This is a genomic window from Paenibacillus cookii (genome assembly GCF_018333375.1).
GTDB lineage: Bacteria > Bacillota > Bacilli > Paenibacillales > Paenibacillaceae > Paenibacillus_AQ > Paenibacillus_AQ cookii.
The window spans coordinates 94,308-109,905 of record NZ_BORW01000015.1 but is presented as its reverse complement, the minus strand read 5'-3'; the positions used below and the strand labels follow the sequence as shown (position 1 = coordinate 109,905).

13 protein-coding genes, 8 tRNA genes, 1 rRNA gene and 1 pseudogene are annotated in these 15,598 nt (G+C 53.4%); all 23 read left to right on the top strand.

Features of this window, described 5'->3' with window-relative positions; all coding sequences use genetic code 11:
* Nucleotides 1-759 (top strand): 23S ribosomal RNA (locus tag KI367_RS15210); the annotation flags it as partial.
* Nucleotides 760-936: 177 nt separating this feature from the next.
* Nucleotides 937-1,028 (top strand) — tRNA-Ser (locus KI367_RS15205).
* A gap of 28 nt (nucleotides 1,029-1,056) precedes the next feature.
* A tRNA-Met gene (locus tag KI367_RS15200) sits at nucleotides 1,057-1,133 on the top strand.
* A 10-nt stretch (nucleotides 1,134-1,143) separates the two neighbouring features.
* Nucleotides 1,144-1,219 (top strand) — tRNA-Val (locus tag KI367_RS15195).
* Nucleotides 1,220-1,224: 5 nt separating this feature from the next.
* Nucleotides 1,225-1,300 (top strand) — tRNA-Thr (locus KI367_RS15190).
* 12 nt (nucleotides 1,301-1,312) lie between these two features.
* Nucleotides 1,313-1,389, top strand: a tRNA-Asp gene (locus KI367_RS15185).
* Between the two features lie 76 nt (nucleotides 1,390-1,465).
* A tRNA-Phe gene (locus KI367_RS15180) sits at nucleotides 1,466-1,538 on the top strand.
* 8 nt (nucleotides 1,539-1,546) lie between these two features.
* Nucleotides 1,547-1,632 (top strand) — tRNA-Tyr (locus KI367_RS15175).
* Between the two features lie 7 nt (nucleotides 1,633-1,639).
* Nucleotides 1,640-1,712: transfer RNA gene (locus tag KI367_RS15170), tRNA-Lys, on the top strand.
* A 181-nt stretch (nucleotides 1,713-1,893) separates the two neighbouring features.
* Nucleotides 1,894-3,042: a PucR family transcriptional regulator gene (locus tag KI367_RS15165; RefSeq protein ID WP_246536953.1), complete on the top strand. Its 1,149-nt coding sequence runs from the start codon at nucleotides 1,894-1,896 to the stop codon at nucleotides 3,040-3,042.
* A 104-nt stretch (nucleotides 3,043-3,146) separates the two neighbouring features.
* Nucleotides 3,147-4,271 carry an ABC transporter ATP-binding protein gene (locus tag KI367_RS15160; RefSeq protein ID WP_036715626.1) on the top strand — a complete coding sequence of 375 codons (1,125 nt, stop codon included), beginning with the start codon at nucleotides 3,147-3,149 and terminating at the stop codon, nucleotides 4,269-4,271.
* A 197-nt stretch (nucleotides 4,272-4,468) separates the two neighbouring features.
* Nucleotides 4,469-4,940, top strand: a pseudogene (gene tnpA / locus KI367_RS15155) (IS200/IS605 family transposase).
* 325 nt (nucleotides 4,941-5,265) lie between these two features.
* Nucleotides 5,266-6,204 carry an HPr(Ser) kinase/phosphatase gene (hprK, locus tag KI367_RS15150; RefSeq protein WP_036715627.1) on the top strand — a complete coding sequence of 313 codons (939 nt, stop codon included), beginning with the start codon at nucleotides 5,266-5,268 and terminating at the stop codon, nucleotides 6,202-6,204.
* Between the two features lie 12 nt (nucleotides 6,205-6,216).
* Nucleotides 6,217-7,257, top strand: a complete 1,041-nt coding sequence (gene lgt / locus KI367_RS15145; protein ID WP_212950667.1) for a prolipoprotein diacylglyceryl transferase — start codon at nucleotides 6,217-6,219, stop codon at nucleotides 7,255-7,257.
* Between the two features lie 7 nt (nucleotides 7,258-7,264).
* On the top strand, nucleotides 7,265-7,906 hold the full coding sequence (ppaX, locus tag KI367_RS15140) for a pyrophosphatase PpaX (protein WP_212950664.1): 642 nt from the start codon (nucleotides 7,265-7,267) through the stop codon (nucleotides 7,904-7,906).
* A 3-nt stretch (nucleotides 7,907-7,909) separates the two neighbouring features.
* Entirely contained in the window at nucleotides 7,910-8,449 is a 540-nt protein-coding gene (locus tag KI367_RS15135; RefSeq protein WP_036715629.1) for an acyltransferase, read from the top strand.
* A gap of 253 nt (nucleotides 8,450-8,702) precedes the next feature.
* Nucleotides 8,703-9,905: an acyltransferase gene (locus KI367_RS15130; RefSeq protein ID WP_212950662.1), complete on the top strand. Its 1,203-nt coding sequence runs from the start codon at nucleotides 8,703-8,705 to the stop codon at nucleotides 9,903-9,905.
* Between the two features lie 318 nt (nucleotides 9,906-10,223).
* Nucleotides 10,224-11,396 (top strand): ATP phosphoribosyltransferase regulatory subunit, encoded by a 1,173-nt coding sequence (locus tag KI367_RS15125; protein WP_212950661.1) that lies wholly within the window; start codon nucleotides 10,224-10,226, stop codon nucleotides 11,394-11,396.
* 56 nt (nucleotides 11,397-11,452) lie between these two features.
* A complete protein-coding gene (hisG, locus tag KI367_RS15120) occupies nucleotides 11,453-12,085 on the top strand; it encodes an ATP phosphoribosyltransferase (protein WP_212950659.1) in 633 nt (210 codons plus the stop codon).
* Nucleotides 12,086-12,141: 56 nt separating this feature from the next.
* Complete coding sequence (gene hisD / locus KI367_RS15115) at nucleotides 12,142-13,449, top strand: histidinol dehydrogenase (RefSeq protein WP_212950657.1); 1,308 nt, start codon at nucleotides 12,142-12,144, stop codon at nucleotides 13,447-13,449.
* The gene (gene hisB, locus KI367_RS15110) at nucleotides 13,439-14,047 is read left to right on the top strand and encodes an imidazoleglycerol-phosphate dehydratase HisB (protein ID WP_036715359.1); all 609 of its coding nucleotides are present in this window, start codon (nucleotides 13,439-13,441) and stop codon (nucleotides 14,045-14,047) included. Before hisD ends, hisB begins: the two co-directional genes overlap by 11 nt.
* Nucleotides 14,048-14,674 (top strand): imidazole glycerol phosphate synthase subunit HisH, encoded by a 627-nt coding sequence (gene hisH / locus KI367_RS15105; protein ID WP_036715357.1) that lies wholly within the window; start codon nucleotides 14,048-14,050, stop codon nucleotides 14,672-14,674.
* Between the two features lie 149 nt (nucleotides 14,675-14,823).
* Nucleotides 14,824-15,552, top strand: coding sequence for a 1-(5-phosphoribosyl)-5-[(5-phosphoribosylamino)methylideneamino]imidazole-4-carboxamide isomerase (gene hisA / locus KI367_RS15100; RefSeq protein ID WP_052147432.1), 729 nt, complete (start codon nucleotides 14,824-14,826; stop codon nucleotides 15,550-15,552).
* Nucleotides 15,553-15,598: the final 46 nt, after the last annotated feature.

Below are 15,598 nucleotides of genomic sequence, written 5' to 3'. Positions count from 1 at the left end.
GAAGCATGAGCGCCAGCTTGTGTGGAGGCGACGTTGGGATACCACCCTGATCGTATCTAGGTTCTAACCTGGTACCGTGATCCGGTACGGGGACAGTGTCAGGCGGGCAGTTTGACTGGGGCGGTCGCCTCCTAAAGAGTAACGGAGGCGCCCCAAGGTTCCCTCAGAATGGTTGGAAATCATTCGAAGAGTGCAAAGGCAGAAGGGAGCTTGACTGCGAGACCTACAAGTCGAGCAGGGACGAAAGTCGGGCTTAGTGATCCGGTGGTACCGCATGGAAGGGCCATCGCTCAACGGATAAAAGCTACCCTGGGGATAACAGGCTTATCTCCCCCAAGAGTCCACATCGACGGGGAGGTTTGGCACCTCGATGTCGGCTCATCGCATCCTGGGGCTGAAGTAGGTCCCAAGGGTTGGGCTGTTCGCCCATTAAAGCGGTACGCGAGCTGGGTTCAGAACGTCGTGAGACAGTTCGGTCCCTATCTGTCGTGGGCGTAGGAAATTTGAGAGGAGCTGTCCTTAGTACGAGAGGACCGGGATGGACGTACCGCTGGTGCACCAGTTGTTCCGCCAGGAGCATGGCTGGGTAGCTACGTACGGACGGGATAAGCGCTGAAAGCATCTAAGCGTGAAGCCCCCCTCAAGATGAGATTTCCCAGTATGTAAGACCCCTTGAAGACGACGAGGTAGATAGGTTGGAGGTGGAAGTGCAGCAATGCATGGAGCTGACCAATACTAATCGGTCGAGGGCTTATCCTAAAAAGTACCCCAAAAAGTGAAGCTTAGGCTTCGCGGTTCAATCCGAATACTTTTCGGGGGCCCCGGATTTAAAACCGGGAAATGCTACGGAAAATAAAACGCAAACGTTTCGTATCTAGTTTTCAGGTGATCAAACATCTGATGGAAATATCTTTACGTATATACAGCGATATGCTTGGAGAGATACCCAAGTGGCTATAAGGGGACCCTCTGCTAAGGGGTTAGACTGCGTAAGCGGTGCGAGGGTTCGAATCCCTCTCTCTCCGCCATTGTATACTGCGAAAGATATATAAATATGGCGGCGTAGCTCAGCTGGCTAGAGCGTACGGTTCATACCCGTGAGGTCGGGGGTTCGATCCCCTCCGCCGCTACCATACATATTTTGGAGACTTAGCTCAGCTGGGAGAGCATCTGCCTTACAAGCAGAGGGTCGGGGGTTCGATCCCCTCAGTCTCCACCATATACGCCGGTGTAGCTCAATTGGTAGAGCAACTGACTTGTAATCAGTAGGTTGGGGGTTCAAGTCCTCTCGCCGGCACCATTTGAATAATGCGGAACCGTGGTGTAGAGGCCTAACATGCCTGCCTGTCACGCAGGAGATCGCGGGTTCGAATCCCGTCGGTTCCGCCATTCAATTCAATTGAAAACGGATTTCCACAAAGGAAAGTGGGAAGATGAAACATCCACCACTTTATTTTTTTTGTAAGGCTCGGTAGCTCAGTCGGTAGAGCAGAGGACTGAAAATCCTCGTGTCGGCGGTTCGATTCCGTCCCGAGCCACCTTATATGGAGGCTTAGCGAAGTGGCCAAACGCAGCAGACTGTAAATCTGTTCTCGTACGAGTTCGGTGGTTCGAATCCATCAGCCTCCACCAGTTTTATGAGCCATTAGCTCAGTTGGTAGAGCACCTGACTTTTAATCAGGGTGTCGAAGGTTCGAGTCCTTCATGGCTCATCCGAAAGACCATTAACCATTCCGGTTGATGGTCTTTTTTGTTTTTACCCAAACGAATTCGTTTCTGCATCCGGCTGGAGACTTGTTTACAAATAAAATCCGTTTTTCGGAATTTGTCTCGCAATATGATAAAATAAGAAACAAAAAAACGGCAAAGTGGTGGATCGCATCGATGGTGGAGATGGAAACATTACGTACCAAATTGGAACAGATCGTTGGAGCGCCTTTAAGCATCAAGCAATTAACCAAACAGCAATCCGAAATGGTATTGGATCACGCCGAACGGCAAGAGACGGAACAAGCCGTCGATCACGGCGGACAGAACACGGGAAAGAAACGGAGACTCAAAGCTTCGGTCATCGTTGATGACAGCGTCTGGTACCCTCTGTACGCGAAAAGTGGGCACATCCATGTGTTGGAGGCTCCCATGCGGGAAATCAGCGAGGAGTCGAGGCAGCTTATCGAGCTGCTTATTACTCAGGTTAGGCCGCAAAACGACGAACCCACGGTCCAGGCCGAGGAAGAACGCGAAGTCATGCGTTTTAGCGCTTGGCTTATGGAACAGTTGGATCAGGAGCGCGGCGACAGCGAGGTACCCGATGATTTGGATCTTAAACGGCGTTTGATCGGCGAGATGATTCCGTTTCTGCTGACGTCGGAAAGCGTTCATGCCGTTGAAGTGAACCGTACGCAGCTGAAAAGACTGCTAAAGAGCTATTTTGACGGGGAAGTGGTGCTTGTACCCCTCCGCAGCCATGAGTGGCTGATTTTGGCCAAAAAAGAACTGGTCATCGGCGCAGGGGAGGAGAAAGACGAAGACAACCTTGAATCCGAGACGGACCTGCTTTCGGCTTTTGGTTTAGGTTTGTATGAGCTGATCGCCAATGAATGGGTGGGGACCTTCCATTTGTCGGTTGCGCCATCCATTATGCCGGTCAAGTCGCTTCCTTCTGCGGTAAGCCTTCTCCGGGAGACGATTTTTTTGGGACGGACCTTCCATGTCGCCAAACACGTCCATTTCCCTTGGGAGCTGCTGCTGGAGCGCTTGATATACAGCATCCCTCTGGATCAGCGCAGGCAGTTTTTGGAGCAGGCAGGGGATTACGGAGTCTTGTTTTCCGACAATGAAACCTTATCGACGCTCGAAACCTTCTTCCAGCTGGACTGCAACGTAAGCGAAACGGCCAAACGGTTATATATTCACCGAAACACGCTTTTATACCGCCTGGATAAGATCAAGCAAGAGACCGGACTGGACGTCAGAAGCTTTGGGGACGCGGTTTTAGTGAAGCTGACGATGTTATTGTATAAAGTAACGAAAAGAAAATAGGTTTTTTGTGCAGTTTGTGTATAGCCAGTCTGTAGGGGTTGGGTTATTATAATACTATAAAAATGTATTCGATTTCATAATATACACTTAAGGGGGCAAATCTCATGGCAGGTGTACGTTTAGAGCATATTTTCAAAAAATATCCGGGTTCCGACAAAGCAACGGTTAAGGATATCAGCCTTGATATTCAGGACAAGGAGTTTTTGGTACTGGTAGGTCCGTCCGGTTGCGGTAAATCGACGACCCTTCGTATGATCGCCGGTTTGGAAGAGATCTCGGAAGGCAAGCTTTACATCGGCGACCGCGTCGTGAACGACGTCGCTCCTAAAGACCGCGATATCGCGATGGTATTCCAGTCTTACGCTTTGTATCCTCACATGAACGTATATCAAAACATGGCATTTGGCCTGAAGCTGCGTAAAGTGAAGAAAGACGAAATTGACAAACGTGTACGTGAAGCAGCCAAAATCCTCGACATCGAGCATTTGCTTGACCGCAAACCGAAGGCTCTCTCCGGTGGTCAGCGTCAGCGTGTGGCCTTGGGCCGCGCCATCGTGCGTGATCCGCAAGTCTTCCTTATGGACGAACCGCTTTCCAACTTGGACGCTAAACTTCGCGGTCAAATGCGCGCGGAAATCACGAAACTTGTTAAACGTCTTGAAACCACTTGTATTTACGTAACGCACGACCAAACGGAAGCCATGACCATGGGCGATCGTATCGTTGTTATGCAAGACGGCATCATTCAACAGGCTGCTTCTCCGGAAGTATTGTACAACAGCCCTCAAAACCTGTTCGTTGCCGGATTTATCGGTTCCCCTACGATGAACTTCATCAACGGTACGCTGTCTGAGTCCAACGGAACCGTACGTTTCCGTTCGGAAGGTCTGGACGTTGAAGTTCCAGGCGGAAAAGCACAGCTTCTGAAAAGCAAAGGCTACATCGGCAAAGAGGTTATCATGGGCGTTCGTCCAGAAGATATCCACGAAGAGCCCGTGTTCATGGAAGCTTCTCCAAACACGATCTTCACTTCCCATGTAGACGTTACGGAAAACCTGGGCCACGAAATGCTCCTCTACTTGAGCGGCGTTGGCAGCGACACGGTCATCGCCCGCGTCGATGGACGTTCCAACACCCGTGAAGGAAGCAGCGTTCGCCTTGCCATCGATATGAACAAGATTCATATCTTCGACAAAGAATCCGAATTGAACGTATTGTTGACGGACTAATCCAGGCGGTACGCCTGAAACCCAAAGCCGCCCTTAGGGGCGGCTTTTTATATTATGGCTTTAGCCAGTTGAGCTCGCGAAGCGTGCGAAACAAAAAACCACCCGCTATGCGGGTGGAGGGATCGAGGGTTTGACCAACAAGACCATTCCGATAAAATTGAGATGTTCAGGCTCAATAACGAAAGGAATGGTCTTAGATGGCAAACAAGAGCTATAGTTTAGCTCACACGAAGTGGATGTGCAAGTACCACATTGTGTTCACCCCGAAGTATAGACGGAAAGAGATTATAATCAAGTGAGGAAAGACTTAATCGAAATTTTCAAACGATTATGCAAATACAAGGGAGTGGAGATAATCGAAGGTCACATGATGCCCGATCATGTACATATGTTGGTAGCAATTCCCCCAAAAATCTCAGTATCATCATTTATGGGATACCTGAAGGGGAAAAGCTCACTCATGATATTCGAGAAGCATGCTACCTTGAAGTATAAATATGGTAATCGAAAATTTTGGGCGGAGGGATACTACGTCAGCACAGTGGGCTTGAATGAGCCACCGTGGCAAAATATATCCGTGAGCAAGAAGCACACGACCAGGCAATTGATAAACTGAGTGTGAAAGAGTATGAAGACCCATTCAGCAAAAACAGTAGCAAGAAGAAGTAAACCAGTTTAACTGGTAAGTGAAAGTGACAAATTACACTGAGCCTGAACAATTTTATTGTCAGGCTAGCGTCTTTAGGCGCAGTTTGGCAACAAGGGGTTATACCCCAAGAGCAAACCACCCGTTTGACGGGTGGTTCTGATTGGATTCGAGCGGCATAAGATCCGGCGGCTCACTGCCAGCCGTTGCCCGGTTCTGCTCCCGATTGCCAACATTGCATTCATTGGAAATTTCCGATACGATGGGTACATTGGATTCGTTAGAATGGCCCGAAGTGGCAGCAAAGGGCTGAATTCTGAGCCTATCGGACAGAAAGGAAGATCTGACATGGCCAAAAAAGTGAAAGTAGCAGAATTGGTGCAACAATTTCAGTTGGAAGTGATATCCGGTGAGCAAGGATTAAAACGGGTCATTACGACCGATGACTTGAATCGCCCGGGTTTGGAAATGGCCGGTTATTTTGAGTATCATCCGCAGGAAAGGGTTCAGCTGCTCGGACGAACGGAGCTGGCCTTTTTCAGCATGCTTAAGCCGGAAGAGCGCAAGGATCGCATGGAGCGTTTGTGCGGCGAAGTAACCCCCTGCATCGTAGTGACGAGGGGACTCGACGTGCCCGAGGAGCTCGTGCAGATGAGCCAGGAGAAAAACGTGCCGGTGCTGCGGAGCAGCATGGCGACGACGATTTTGTCGAGCCGCATCACAGGATTTTTGGAAAGAAGACTGGCACCGACGACGACCATTCACGGCGTATTATGCGACGTCTATGGCGTGGGAATGCTGATCACGGGCAGCAGCGGCATCGGAAAAAGCGAAACGGCGCTGGAGCTCGTGAAACGGGGACATCGGCTGATCGCCGACGATGCGGTCGAAATCCGCCAAACGTCGGACAGCCAGCTGCATGGCACCGCTCCCGAGCTGATCCGGCACCTGCTGGAGATTCGCGGCGTCGGCATTATCAACGTGATGACGTTGTTTGGGGCCGGGGCCATCCGGAACAATAAGCGCATTACGCTGGTGGTGAAGCTGGAGGCCTGGCAGCAGGATAAGCAATACGACCGCCTTGGCTTGGACGAGGAAACGACGCGGATCCTTGATACCGATATTCCGCTCGTTACGATTCCGGTCCGCCCTGGTCGGAACTTGGCCGTCATCATCGAGGTGGCTGCGATGAACTACCGTTTGAAGCAGATGGGCCTGAACGCGGCCTTGCAGTTTACGAATAAGCTGACCGCTACCATTGCGGAAGACATGGAAGATATGGATTAGGAGAGTGAAAACATGGCCACATTGCTTCTCAATCCAATCGCATTTTCGATTGGGTCCTTGTCCGTTCACTGGTACGGCCTGATTCTAGGTTTCGGTGCGCTGGCAGGGCTTGTGCTTGCCATCCGCGAGGGCAAAAGGTTCGGCATCTCGCCGGAATTTTTTATGGACTTGCTGCTGCTTGGCGTTCCCTCCGCCATTATCGGCGCGCGGATTTATTTTGTCGCGTTTAAATGGGATGATTATAAGGATCATCTGATCGATGTCTTCAAAATTTGGAACGGCGGGATTGCCATTTACGGCGCCTTGATCGGTGCCATCATCTGCGCGATCATCTACTTCCGTTACAGAGGGTATAATTTCTGGCGGATTGCCGACATTTGCGCCCCCGCGCTGTTGACGGGGCAAATGATCGGCCGCTGGGGCAACTACGTCAATCAGGAAGCTTACGGCGGACCGGTCGCGGAAACGTTTTTGCGCGATAAGCTCCATCTCCCGAATTTTATCGTGGACCAAATGAACGTTCAGGGCGTGTACCATCACCCGACGTTTTTGTATGAATCGCTATGGAGCCTCGTGGGTATTATTATTTTGTTCATTCTCCGCCGCCAAAGATTTTTGCGGGCAGCCGAGCTGTTTTTGAGTTACTTCATCTGGTATTCGATCGGCCGCTTTTTTATCGAAGGATTGCGTACCGACTCGCTTGCCTTCATCGGCCCGAACTGGCTTGCATCGTTTGTCGACGGGCTGTGGAAGCCGATGGAATGGTTCGGTTTTGAGCATGGGGCGCTGGATCCGGCTTACGGCAACGTCAGGATTTCGCAGCTGCTTGCCATTCTGATCGTCGTCGTTGCGATCGTCATGATTATTGTTCGCCGCGCAACGGGCAGAGCCGAGGTTCGTTACCTGGATCCGATCTACTCGACGAAAGCAAACCATGACCAAGTCCCTGAGGCACAGGACGAAGAGAACCACGCCGCGAAACGCGAGGCGGCGCCCGAAGAATCCGTGACGAAACATTCAGCGGCAGACAACACGGAGGATAAAAAGGAGTAGTTGCAGCATGATAGACACCATATTATTCGATCTGGACGGAACGATCGTGGACACCAACGAGCTGATCATCAGTTCGTTTATGCACGTGCTCGAGGCACATCGCCTGGCCCCGCTGACGCGGGAGGAAATCATTCCGAAGATGGGGGCGACGCTGGAGCAGCAGCTTCAGCAATTTTCCGGCCTCGGGGATATTACGGCGCTGCACAAAACGTACCGGAGTTATAACGATGAGCATCATGACGCGATGGTGCAGCTTTTTCCCCATGTGGAGGAGGTTTTGCGGCAGCTTCATGCAAAGGGCGTTCGTCTCGGGGTCGTCACGACCAAAAATAAACCCGGCACGATCCGGGTTCTGGACATGTTCGGATTGCAAAAATATATGGGAGCCGTGATCACGCTAAACGACGTCGAATATCCGAAGCCTCATCCTGAGCCTGTGCTGAAGGCGTTTCGGATGCTTGGTTCCAATCCTGCCCGCACGCTGATGGTCGGGGACAGCCCGATGGACATCCAGTCGGCTAAAGCTGCAGGCGTGATGGCGGCCGGCGTAGCTTGGTCTTTAAAAGGCGAAAAAACGCTGCTGGAATATAAGCCGGATTACATACTCAAGGATATGCAGGATCTATTTTCGCTGGTCGGACAGGGGTAGAGCATTGTGAGAAAAGTGACGCGGTATCCGGTGGAAGGGCCAAATGCGCTTTGGCAAATCTACAAAACCGTCAGCCCTTGGAAAGGGGTCAAAAATTTCATCTGCATTCAGGCGGCCCGGTATTGCCCGATCCTTCCGCTCAAAAACTGGATTTACCGGCATTTGATCGGGATGAAGGTCGGCGAGCATACGGCGTTTGGGCTGATGGTGATGGTCGACGTGTTTTTTCCAGAAAAGATCCGTATCGGCAACAATTCGATTATCGGCTACAACTCCACCATTTTGGCGCATGAATATTTGATCGACGAATACCGGCTGGGCGAAGTCGTGATCGGAGACCATGTCCTGATCGGGGCCAACACGACGATCTTGCCGGGCGTCACCATCGGGGACGGGGCGGTCGTTGCCGCAGGGGCCGTCGTCCACAAGGACGTGGCTCCGGGTGCTTTTGTCGGCGGCAATCCGCTCCGGGAATTAAAACGAAGCAGCGATGTGAGCGCGACGGAAACGGTAACCATGGGGCAGCGGCAGGCTGACGGGTAGGCGTTTAACGCGAATCGCAGAAACAGGAAAACATCCAAAGAACAATCTTTGGATGTTTTTTATTGGCCCGCATGCTTATATAAAAGATCCTGAAAGCGCAATTTTTACGCTATAGTTACAGTATCGTCGTATTTTCATTTTTTCTGGCGTATCTGGTAGAAAGTATAGTATTTTTAATAGAGTAGACGTTGGGGAAATTCAGAGACAACTTAGACCGTAACGCGTCGAAATCCATGAATACGGGAGAGTTTGCATGCTAAAGAAAAAAGAACGCATTATGGAGCTGGATATATTCCGCTCATTCGCCATCATGGCCGTATTATTGATCCATGCTACATCGACGACGCTCGTGACGACGCAAGGCACTTCTTCGTATTATCCTTATTTGTTCGCGAACATTTTCAGCAAATTTGCCGTGCCTGTTTTTATTTTTTTGAGCGGGTTCGTGCTTTTCTATAATTATTTGGACAAGCCGATCAATAAATCGATGCTGAAAACCTTTTATACGAAACGGCTGCTCTATATTTTGGTGCCGTATGTGTTGGTTTCGTTTTGCTATTTTTTGCTGAATACATATGCTAAAGGAAAGTTGGGCCTGCCGATCACGCAGCTCGGGCATGATTTTGGCCTTCAGTTGTTAAAAGGGACCGCCCACACCCATCTGTATTATTTGATCATTATGCTGCAGCTGTATATTTTGTTTCCGCTTTTTTTATGGTGGTTTCAAAAACAACGCTCCATTTTGCCTTGGGTCGCCTTGATCGGTTTTGCGATTCAGTGGGCGTACATTTATTTGAACAAATACGGCTTTCACCTGCCTAAGGAAGGCGTCTACGGGATGGGGATTAAACTGCCGCTGCCTAAGGGGAGCATCGCGTTTTCCTATATGTCCTTCTATTTGTTCGGCGCCCTCATCGCGGCCTATTACGCACAGCTGAAAGAATGGCTGATCATGACATGGGAAGGCTTTAAAAGCGGGAAAGGCGTCGTCTGGATCGTCGTATGGGCGGCCTGGCTGGCCGTCGGCATCGTGCACGTCAATTTGTACTACAATTTGAACACGCGGGGAAGCAAAATCAACAGTTTATGGTATGAGCTCGCGTGGGATGTGCACTCCCTGCTGTCGTGCATCGTGCTGATGCAGGTGTCGTACCTGATTTACCGGCATGGCTGGAAATGGCTTAGCGGAGCGTTAACGTCCATGGGAGCCTGCTCCTTCGGCATTTTCCTGCTGCATCCGGCGCTGCTGTATCTGTACCGTAAAATTCCTGCCCATGGAGGCACGCTGGAATACGCCGCGCGAATTGCGGGGGGATGGATCATCGCCCTTGGCATTTCGTGGCTGGTCGTCCATATCGCCTTCCGTTACGTGAGCTGGTCCTGGATTTTCTTCGGAACGGCGCCGAAACGGCCGCAAAAACAGGCGGAGGACAATACCGTCAAACTGAATATGTAATCCAAAGACAGACCGCCTGGCCATGCCGGGCGGTTTTTCTCATATGGAGGAAAAAATATCCTGCAAATCGATTCATCGTCCGAGACCGGAGTTAAGGAACAACTGACAAGTCCCGTAAACGATTGGTAAGATATGAGCATAGGAAAAGGAGAATTCAGGAAAGGTAGTAAAGCAGTGGCGGTTGAACCGAACACACGTTGACGTAATCGGTATTTCATGATAATATATCCATTATTCTTTACTTTGGTAGTATGGTAGCACTTTAATGTATTGAAGAAATTGAACATAAATAACCTGATAATCGATGGGGTGACTTTCGTGACGAAACCAAAGGGTTTTGAAAAGCCGGTCGGCGTCCGCGATTATTTGCCGTACGCGGTGGATAAGCTGCGCGCGATCGAGCAGAACGTGCTCGACTGCATGAGCCGCTGGGGCTATCGGCAGATCATGACGCCGACGATGGAGTTTTACGATACCGTGGGCGTAGCCAGTTCGACGTCCGACCAGAAGCTGTTCAAGCTGCTCAACAATCGCGGCACGACGCTTGTGCTCCGTTCGGATATGACTTCTCCCATTGCGCGGGTGGTATCATCCTTGCTGAAGGAAGAGCCGCTGCCGATCCGCCTTTCGTATCACGCTAACGTGTTCCGGGCATTTGAGGAGGAGGCGGGACGCGAGGCGGAATTTTTCCAGACCGGGTTGGAGCTGGTCGGCGACGATTCCCCGGAGGCGGATGCCGAAGTCGTGGCGCTGGCGATCGCGTCGCTGAAAGCGGCGGGCGTCACTTCCTTTAAAATCGCCATGGGCCATGTCGGTTTCCTGAACGGGCTGTTTGAAGAGGTGCTGGCCGGAGGCGTCCATGAGCAGCAGATGTTGAAGCAGCATTTGCTTGACCGCAATTACGTCGGGTTCCGGAAGGCGATCCGCGAGCTCGAACTGACGATTTCCGATTCGCAGCGGCAAGAGCTGGAAGCCATTCTGCGGCTGCGCGGCGGCAAGGAAATTTGCGACCAGGCGATGGCGTTGAGCGAACATGAGCTGGCGCGCAGCTCCATCAATCATTTGTGCAAAGTATGGGAAGTGTTGGAGGCCTACGGCGTTTCCGAGCATGTATTGATCGATCTGACGATGATCGGCGATTTTTCGTATTATACGGGCATGACGTTCGAAGGTTATGCGGCCGAGATCGGTTTTCCGGTGTGCAGCGGCGGCAGGTACGACAACTTGCTGCGCCAGTTCGGCAGGGATGTTCCGGCGACGGGGTTTGCGCTGAAGACGAACCGGATTCTCGACGGCATTCATGGAAACGTGGAAGAGGTTGTACGTCCGGTGCTTATCAGGTATAACGCGGCCAACCGCAAGAAAGGCCTTGAGCGGGCCGGAGAGCTGAGAAGCCGGGGGCTGGCGGTCGTGACGCGGCTGATACAAGACGGGGGAGCGGTTCCCGCCGAAGCGGACGGACTTTACGATCGGGTGGAAGACTTCTTCTAAGGGATACGAAGATAGGGATCGAATGCCTGATTCGAATATGATAAGGAGGGAGAACGTTGGCGGAAATATTGAAGGTAGCAATGCCCAAAGGACGGATCTATAAAAAAGCCGCCGAGCTGTTCCGTGCTGCCGGCCTGCTGATCGACGCCGAAGTGGATGAAACCCGCAAGCTGGTCATCGGCTTGCCGGAGCTCGATATGGAATTTATTTTGGCGAAACCGGTGGACGTGCCGACGTACGTGGAATACGGAGCGGCGGATATCGGGATCGTCGGCAAGGACGTGCTGATGGAAGAAAACCGCGATGTCTACGAGCTGCTCGATTTAGGCATCGCCAAATGCCGCATGTCGGTCATCGGCCTGCCGAATTGGCAGCCTGGGATTCAGCAGCGGGTAGCCACGAAATATCCGAACGTGGCGTCGCAATATTTTCGCGAGCAGGGGCAGCAGGTCGAAGTCATCAAGCTGAACGGCTCCATCGAGCTCGCGCCGCTGATCGGCCTGGCCGACCGCATCGTGGATATGGTGGAAACCGGTCAGACGCTGAAGGAAAACGGGCTGGTCGAAATGAACCGGATTTTTGACATCACCAGCCGCCTGATTGCCAATCGGGTCAGCTATCGGATGAAAAACGCGCAAATTCAATCGCTGTGCGACCGTCTGCAAAAGGTGATCGCCGCTGAAGCATAAAGCGCCGCCGGGGCGGGGCAACCGAAGACGGATCAAGAGAGCAGGGAGAGATGAGGATGAAGGTAGTATCGGTTGAGCAGTTCGATCTGCGCAGGGAAGTCGATTACGGAACGCCGGAGCAAAACGAAGTCGTCAAGCGGATCGTCCATGACGTCAAAACCGGTGGCGACGAAGCGCTGCTTCGTTATACCCAGGAGCTGGATCATGCGGAGCTTACCGCAGACATGCTGCGGGTGACCAAGGAAGAGCTGGAAGCGGCATACGATCAAGTCGAGGATTCCTTCGTTCAAGCGATCTCGGCTGCGGCCGGCAACATTCGGGCGTTCCATATGCGGGAAAAGCGCAACTCATGGATGGATCTGCAGCCCGACGGCAGCATTTTGGGGCAAATCATCCGGCCGCTGAAGCGTGTGGGCGTGTATGTTCCGGGAGGAAAAGCGGCCTATCCGTCTTCGGTGTTGATGAACGTCATTCCGGCCCAAGTAGCAGGCGTTCCCGAGATCGTGATGGTTACGCCGCCTTCGACCGGCGGGAAGGAAGGGATCAACCCTTACATCCTGGTGGCGGCCGCGGAAGCGGGCGTCCACGAAATTTACCGCGTCGGCGGCGCGCAGGCGATTGCCGCACTCGCTTACGGCACGGAAACGATCGCTCCGGTCGATAAAATATGCGGACCGGGCAACATCTACGTGGCGCTTGCGAAACGAGAGGTATACGGCGCCGTCGACATCGACAGCATCGCCGGACCGAGCGAGATCGTCGTGCTTGCCGACGAGACGGCCGATCCGGAGTACGTGGCGGCCGACCTGCTGTCGCAGGCGGAGCATGACGAGATGGCGTCGGCCATTCTCGTCACGCCGTCGCGGCAGCTGGCCGATCTTGTGGCCGCCGAAGTCGGGCGGCAGCTGGAGCTTCTGCCGAGACGGGCCATTGCGGCGGCGTCAGTGGAGCAATACGGCGCGATTATCGTGACCGAATCGCTTCAGGAGGGAATCTCCGTCGTGAACCGGCTGGCGCCGGAGCATCTGGAGCTGATGGTCGCCGATCCGATGGCGATCGTAGGTTTGATCGAAAACGCGGGCGCCATTTTCCTTGGCGCATACAGTTCGGAACCTGTCGGAGATTATTTTGCCGGCCCGAACCATATCATTCCGACGAACGGAACGGCGAGATTCTCCTCGCCGGTGGACGTGGACGATTTCATCAAAAAATCGAGCATGATTTACTATAGCAAGGAAGCCCTGCTGAAGAACGGGGCTGCCATTATGGAGCTGGCGCGGGGCGAAGGGCTGGAGGCCCATGCCCGGGCGATCGAGGTCCGGCTGAAACGGGAAGGAAAGGCAGGAGGAAGCAATGGAAATTAATCAAGCAAACGGAACCAGAAGCGCAAGCATCACCCGCAAAACGAATGAAACGGATATCCAGTTGACGTTTTCCGTCGATGGGACGGGCGTATCGGAGCTGGAAACGGACGTGCCGTTTTTGAATCATATGCTGGACCTGTTTACGAAGCATGGACAATTCGACTTGAAAGTGCAGGCCCGGGGGGACATCGAGATCGACGACCACCATACGGTGGAGGATATCGGCATTTGCCTCGGCCAAACGCTGCGCGAGGCGCTCGGCGACAAAAAAGGCATCAAGCGCTATGCCAGCGTCTTCGTGCCGATGGATGAGGCCCTGGCCCAGGTCGTGATCGACATCAGCAACCGGCCGCATTTCGAATACCGCGCGGAATATCCTTCCGCCCAAGTCGGCAGCTTCACGACGGAGCTTGTGCACGAGTTTCTGTGGAAGCTGGCGCTTGAAGCGCGCATCACGCTGCATGTCATCGTGCATTACGGCCAAAACACGCATCATATGATCGAAGCGGTATTCAAGGCGCTCGGCAGGGCGCTGGACGAAGCGACCAGCATCGATCCGCGCGTGACGGGGGTTCCATCCACGAAAGGAGTGCTCTAAGTGGCAATCGCGATCGTGGATTACGGCATGGGCAATCTGCACAGCGTGAGCAAAGCCGTGGAGCGCCTCGGCGGCGAGGCGCTCGTGACGGGCGACCGAAGCGAGATCATGGGAGCGGACGGCATCATTTTGCCCGGCGTCGGCGCTTATGGCGATGCGATGGAGCATTTGCGGGCAAGCGGCCTTAACGGCGTCATGCAAGATGCCGCTGCCGCGGGCAAGCCGCTGCTCGGCATCTGCCTCGGCATGCAGCTGTTGTTCAGCAGCAGCGAGGAGCATGGAAACCATGAAGGGCTCGGGCTGCTGCCTGGCCGGGTGATTCGTTTTGCCGAAGGGGACTACAAGGTGCCGCATATGGGGTGGAACCGGCTGGAGTTCCTGCGGAAGGACGATCCGCTGCTTGCGGGACTTGAGGAAGGGCATGTCTATTTCGTGCATTCGTATCATGTTCTTCCGGAAACGAAAACGGACCTTCTGGCCGTAACGGATTACGGGCAGAAGGTCACGGCCATCGTCGGCCGCGGCAGCGTATACGGCATGCAGTTTCACCCGGAAAAAAGCGGGGAACTCGGCATGGATCTGCTGGGACGTTTCCTTTCGCTTTGCGGCGCAGGCGTACGGAAATAAGCGGGCCCAAGGATGCGTCCGGCCGCTTCGGTACGATTTGCGGGAAGGGGCTTGAAGCGTTTTGGAGCCCCCCCGGCCGCCCGATGTCAAACGTTCGGTATGCAGGTTAGGCGCTGTTTTACGAAAAAGGGAAAGCGGGGAGAATCTCGATGTCATTCATCATTTATCCGGCCATTGATATCCGCGGAGGCAAGTGCGTCCGCTTGGTACAAGGGGATTACAATCAGGAAACGGTTTATAACGAAAGCCCGCTGGCTGCAGCCAAAGCTTGGGAAGCGCAAGGCGGTTCTTATATTCATCTGGTGGACCTGGACGGGGCGAAAGCCGGACATCCGGTCAATGACGAGGTCATCGGCGCGATTGCGGCGGGCGTAGGCGTGCCCGTTCAAGTCGGAGGCGGCCTTCGGACGGTCGGCGACGTGAAACGCCTGCTTTCCCTTGGCGTCAGCCGCGTCATTATCGGTACGGCGGCCATCGAAGACCGGGCGTTTACGGAAGAAGTGCTCGGCACCTACGGCGACAAAGTGGCGATCGGCATCGATGCGAGGAACGGTTACGTGGCGACCCGCGGCTGGCTTGAGACCTCGGAGGTAAAAGCGGAGGAGCTTGCCAAGGAGCTGGCGGCCAAAGGCGCGGAAACGTTCATTTTCACGGACATTTCCCGCGACGGCATGATGCAGGGGCCGAACGTGGACGCGATCGTATCGTTAGCCAAAAGCAGCGGGCGTACGGTCATCGCCTCCGGCGGCGTCAGCGTGCTTGACGACCTCGTACGGCTGAACGAATATAGCCGGGAGGGCGTCGGCGGCGCGATCGTCGGCAAGGCCTTGTATACGGGCAGCATCAACCTTGCGGAAGCGGTAAAGGCCTTAAAATAAGCAGCGGACATAGGTCTCTTGGCGTTAGAGGAGGTTGCCTTTGACG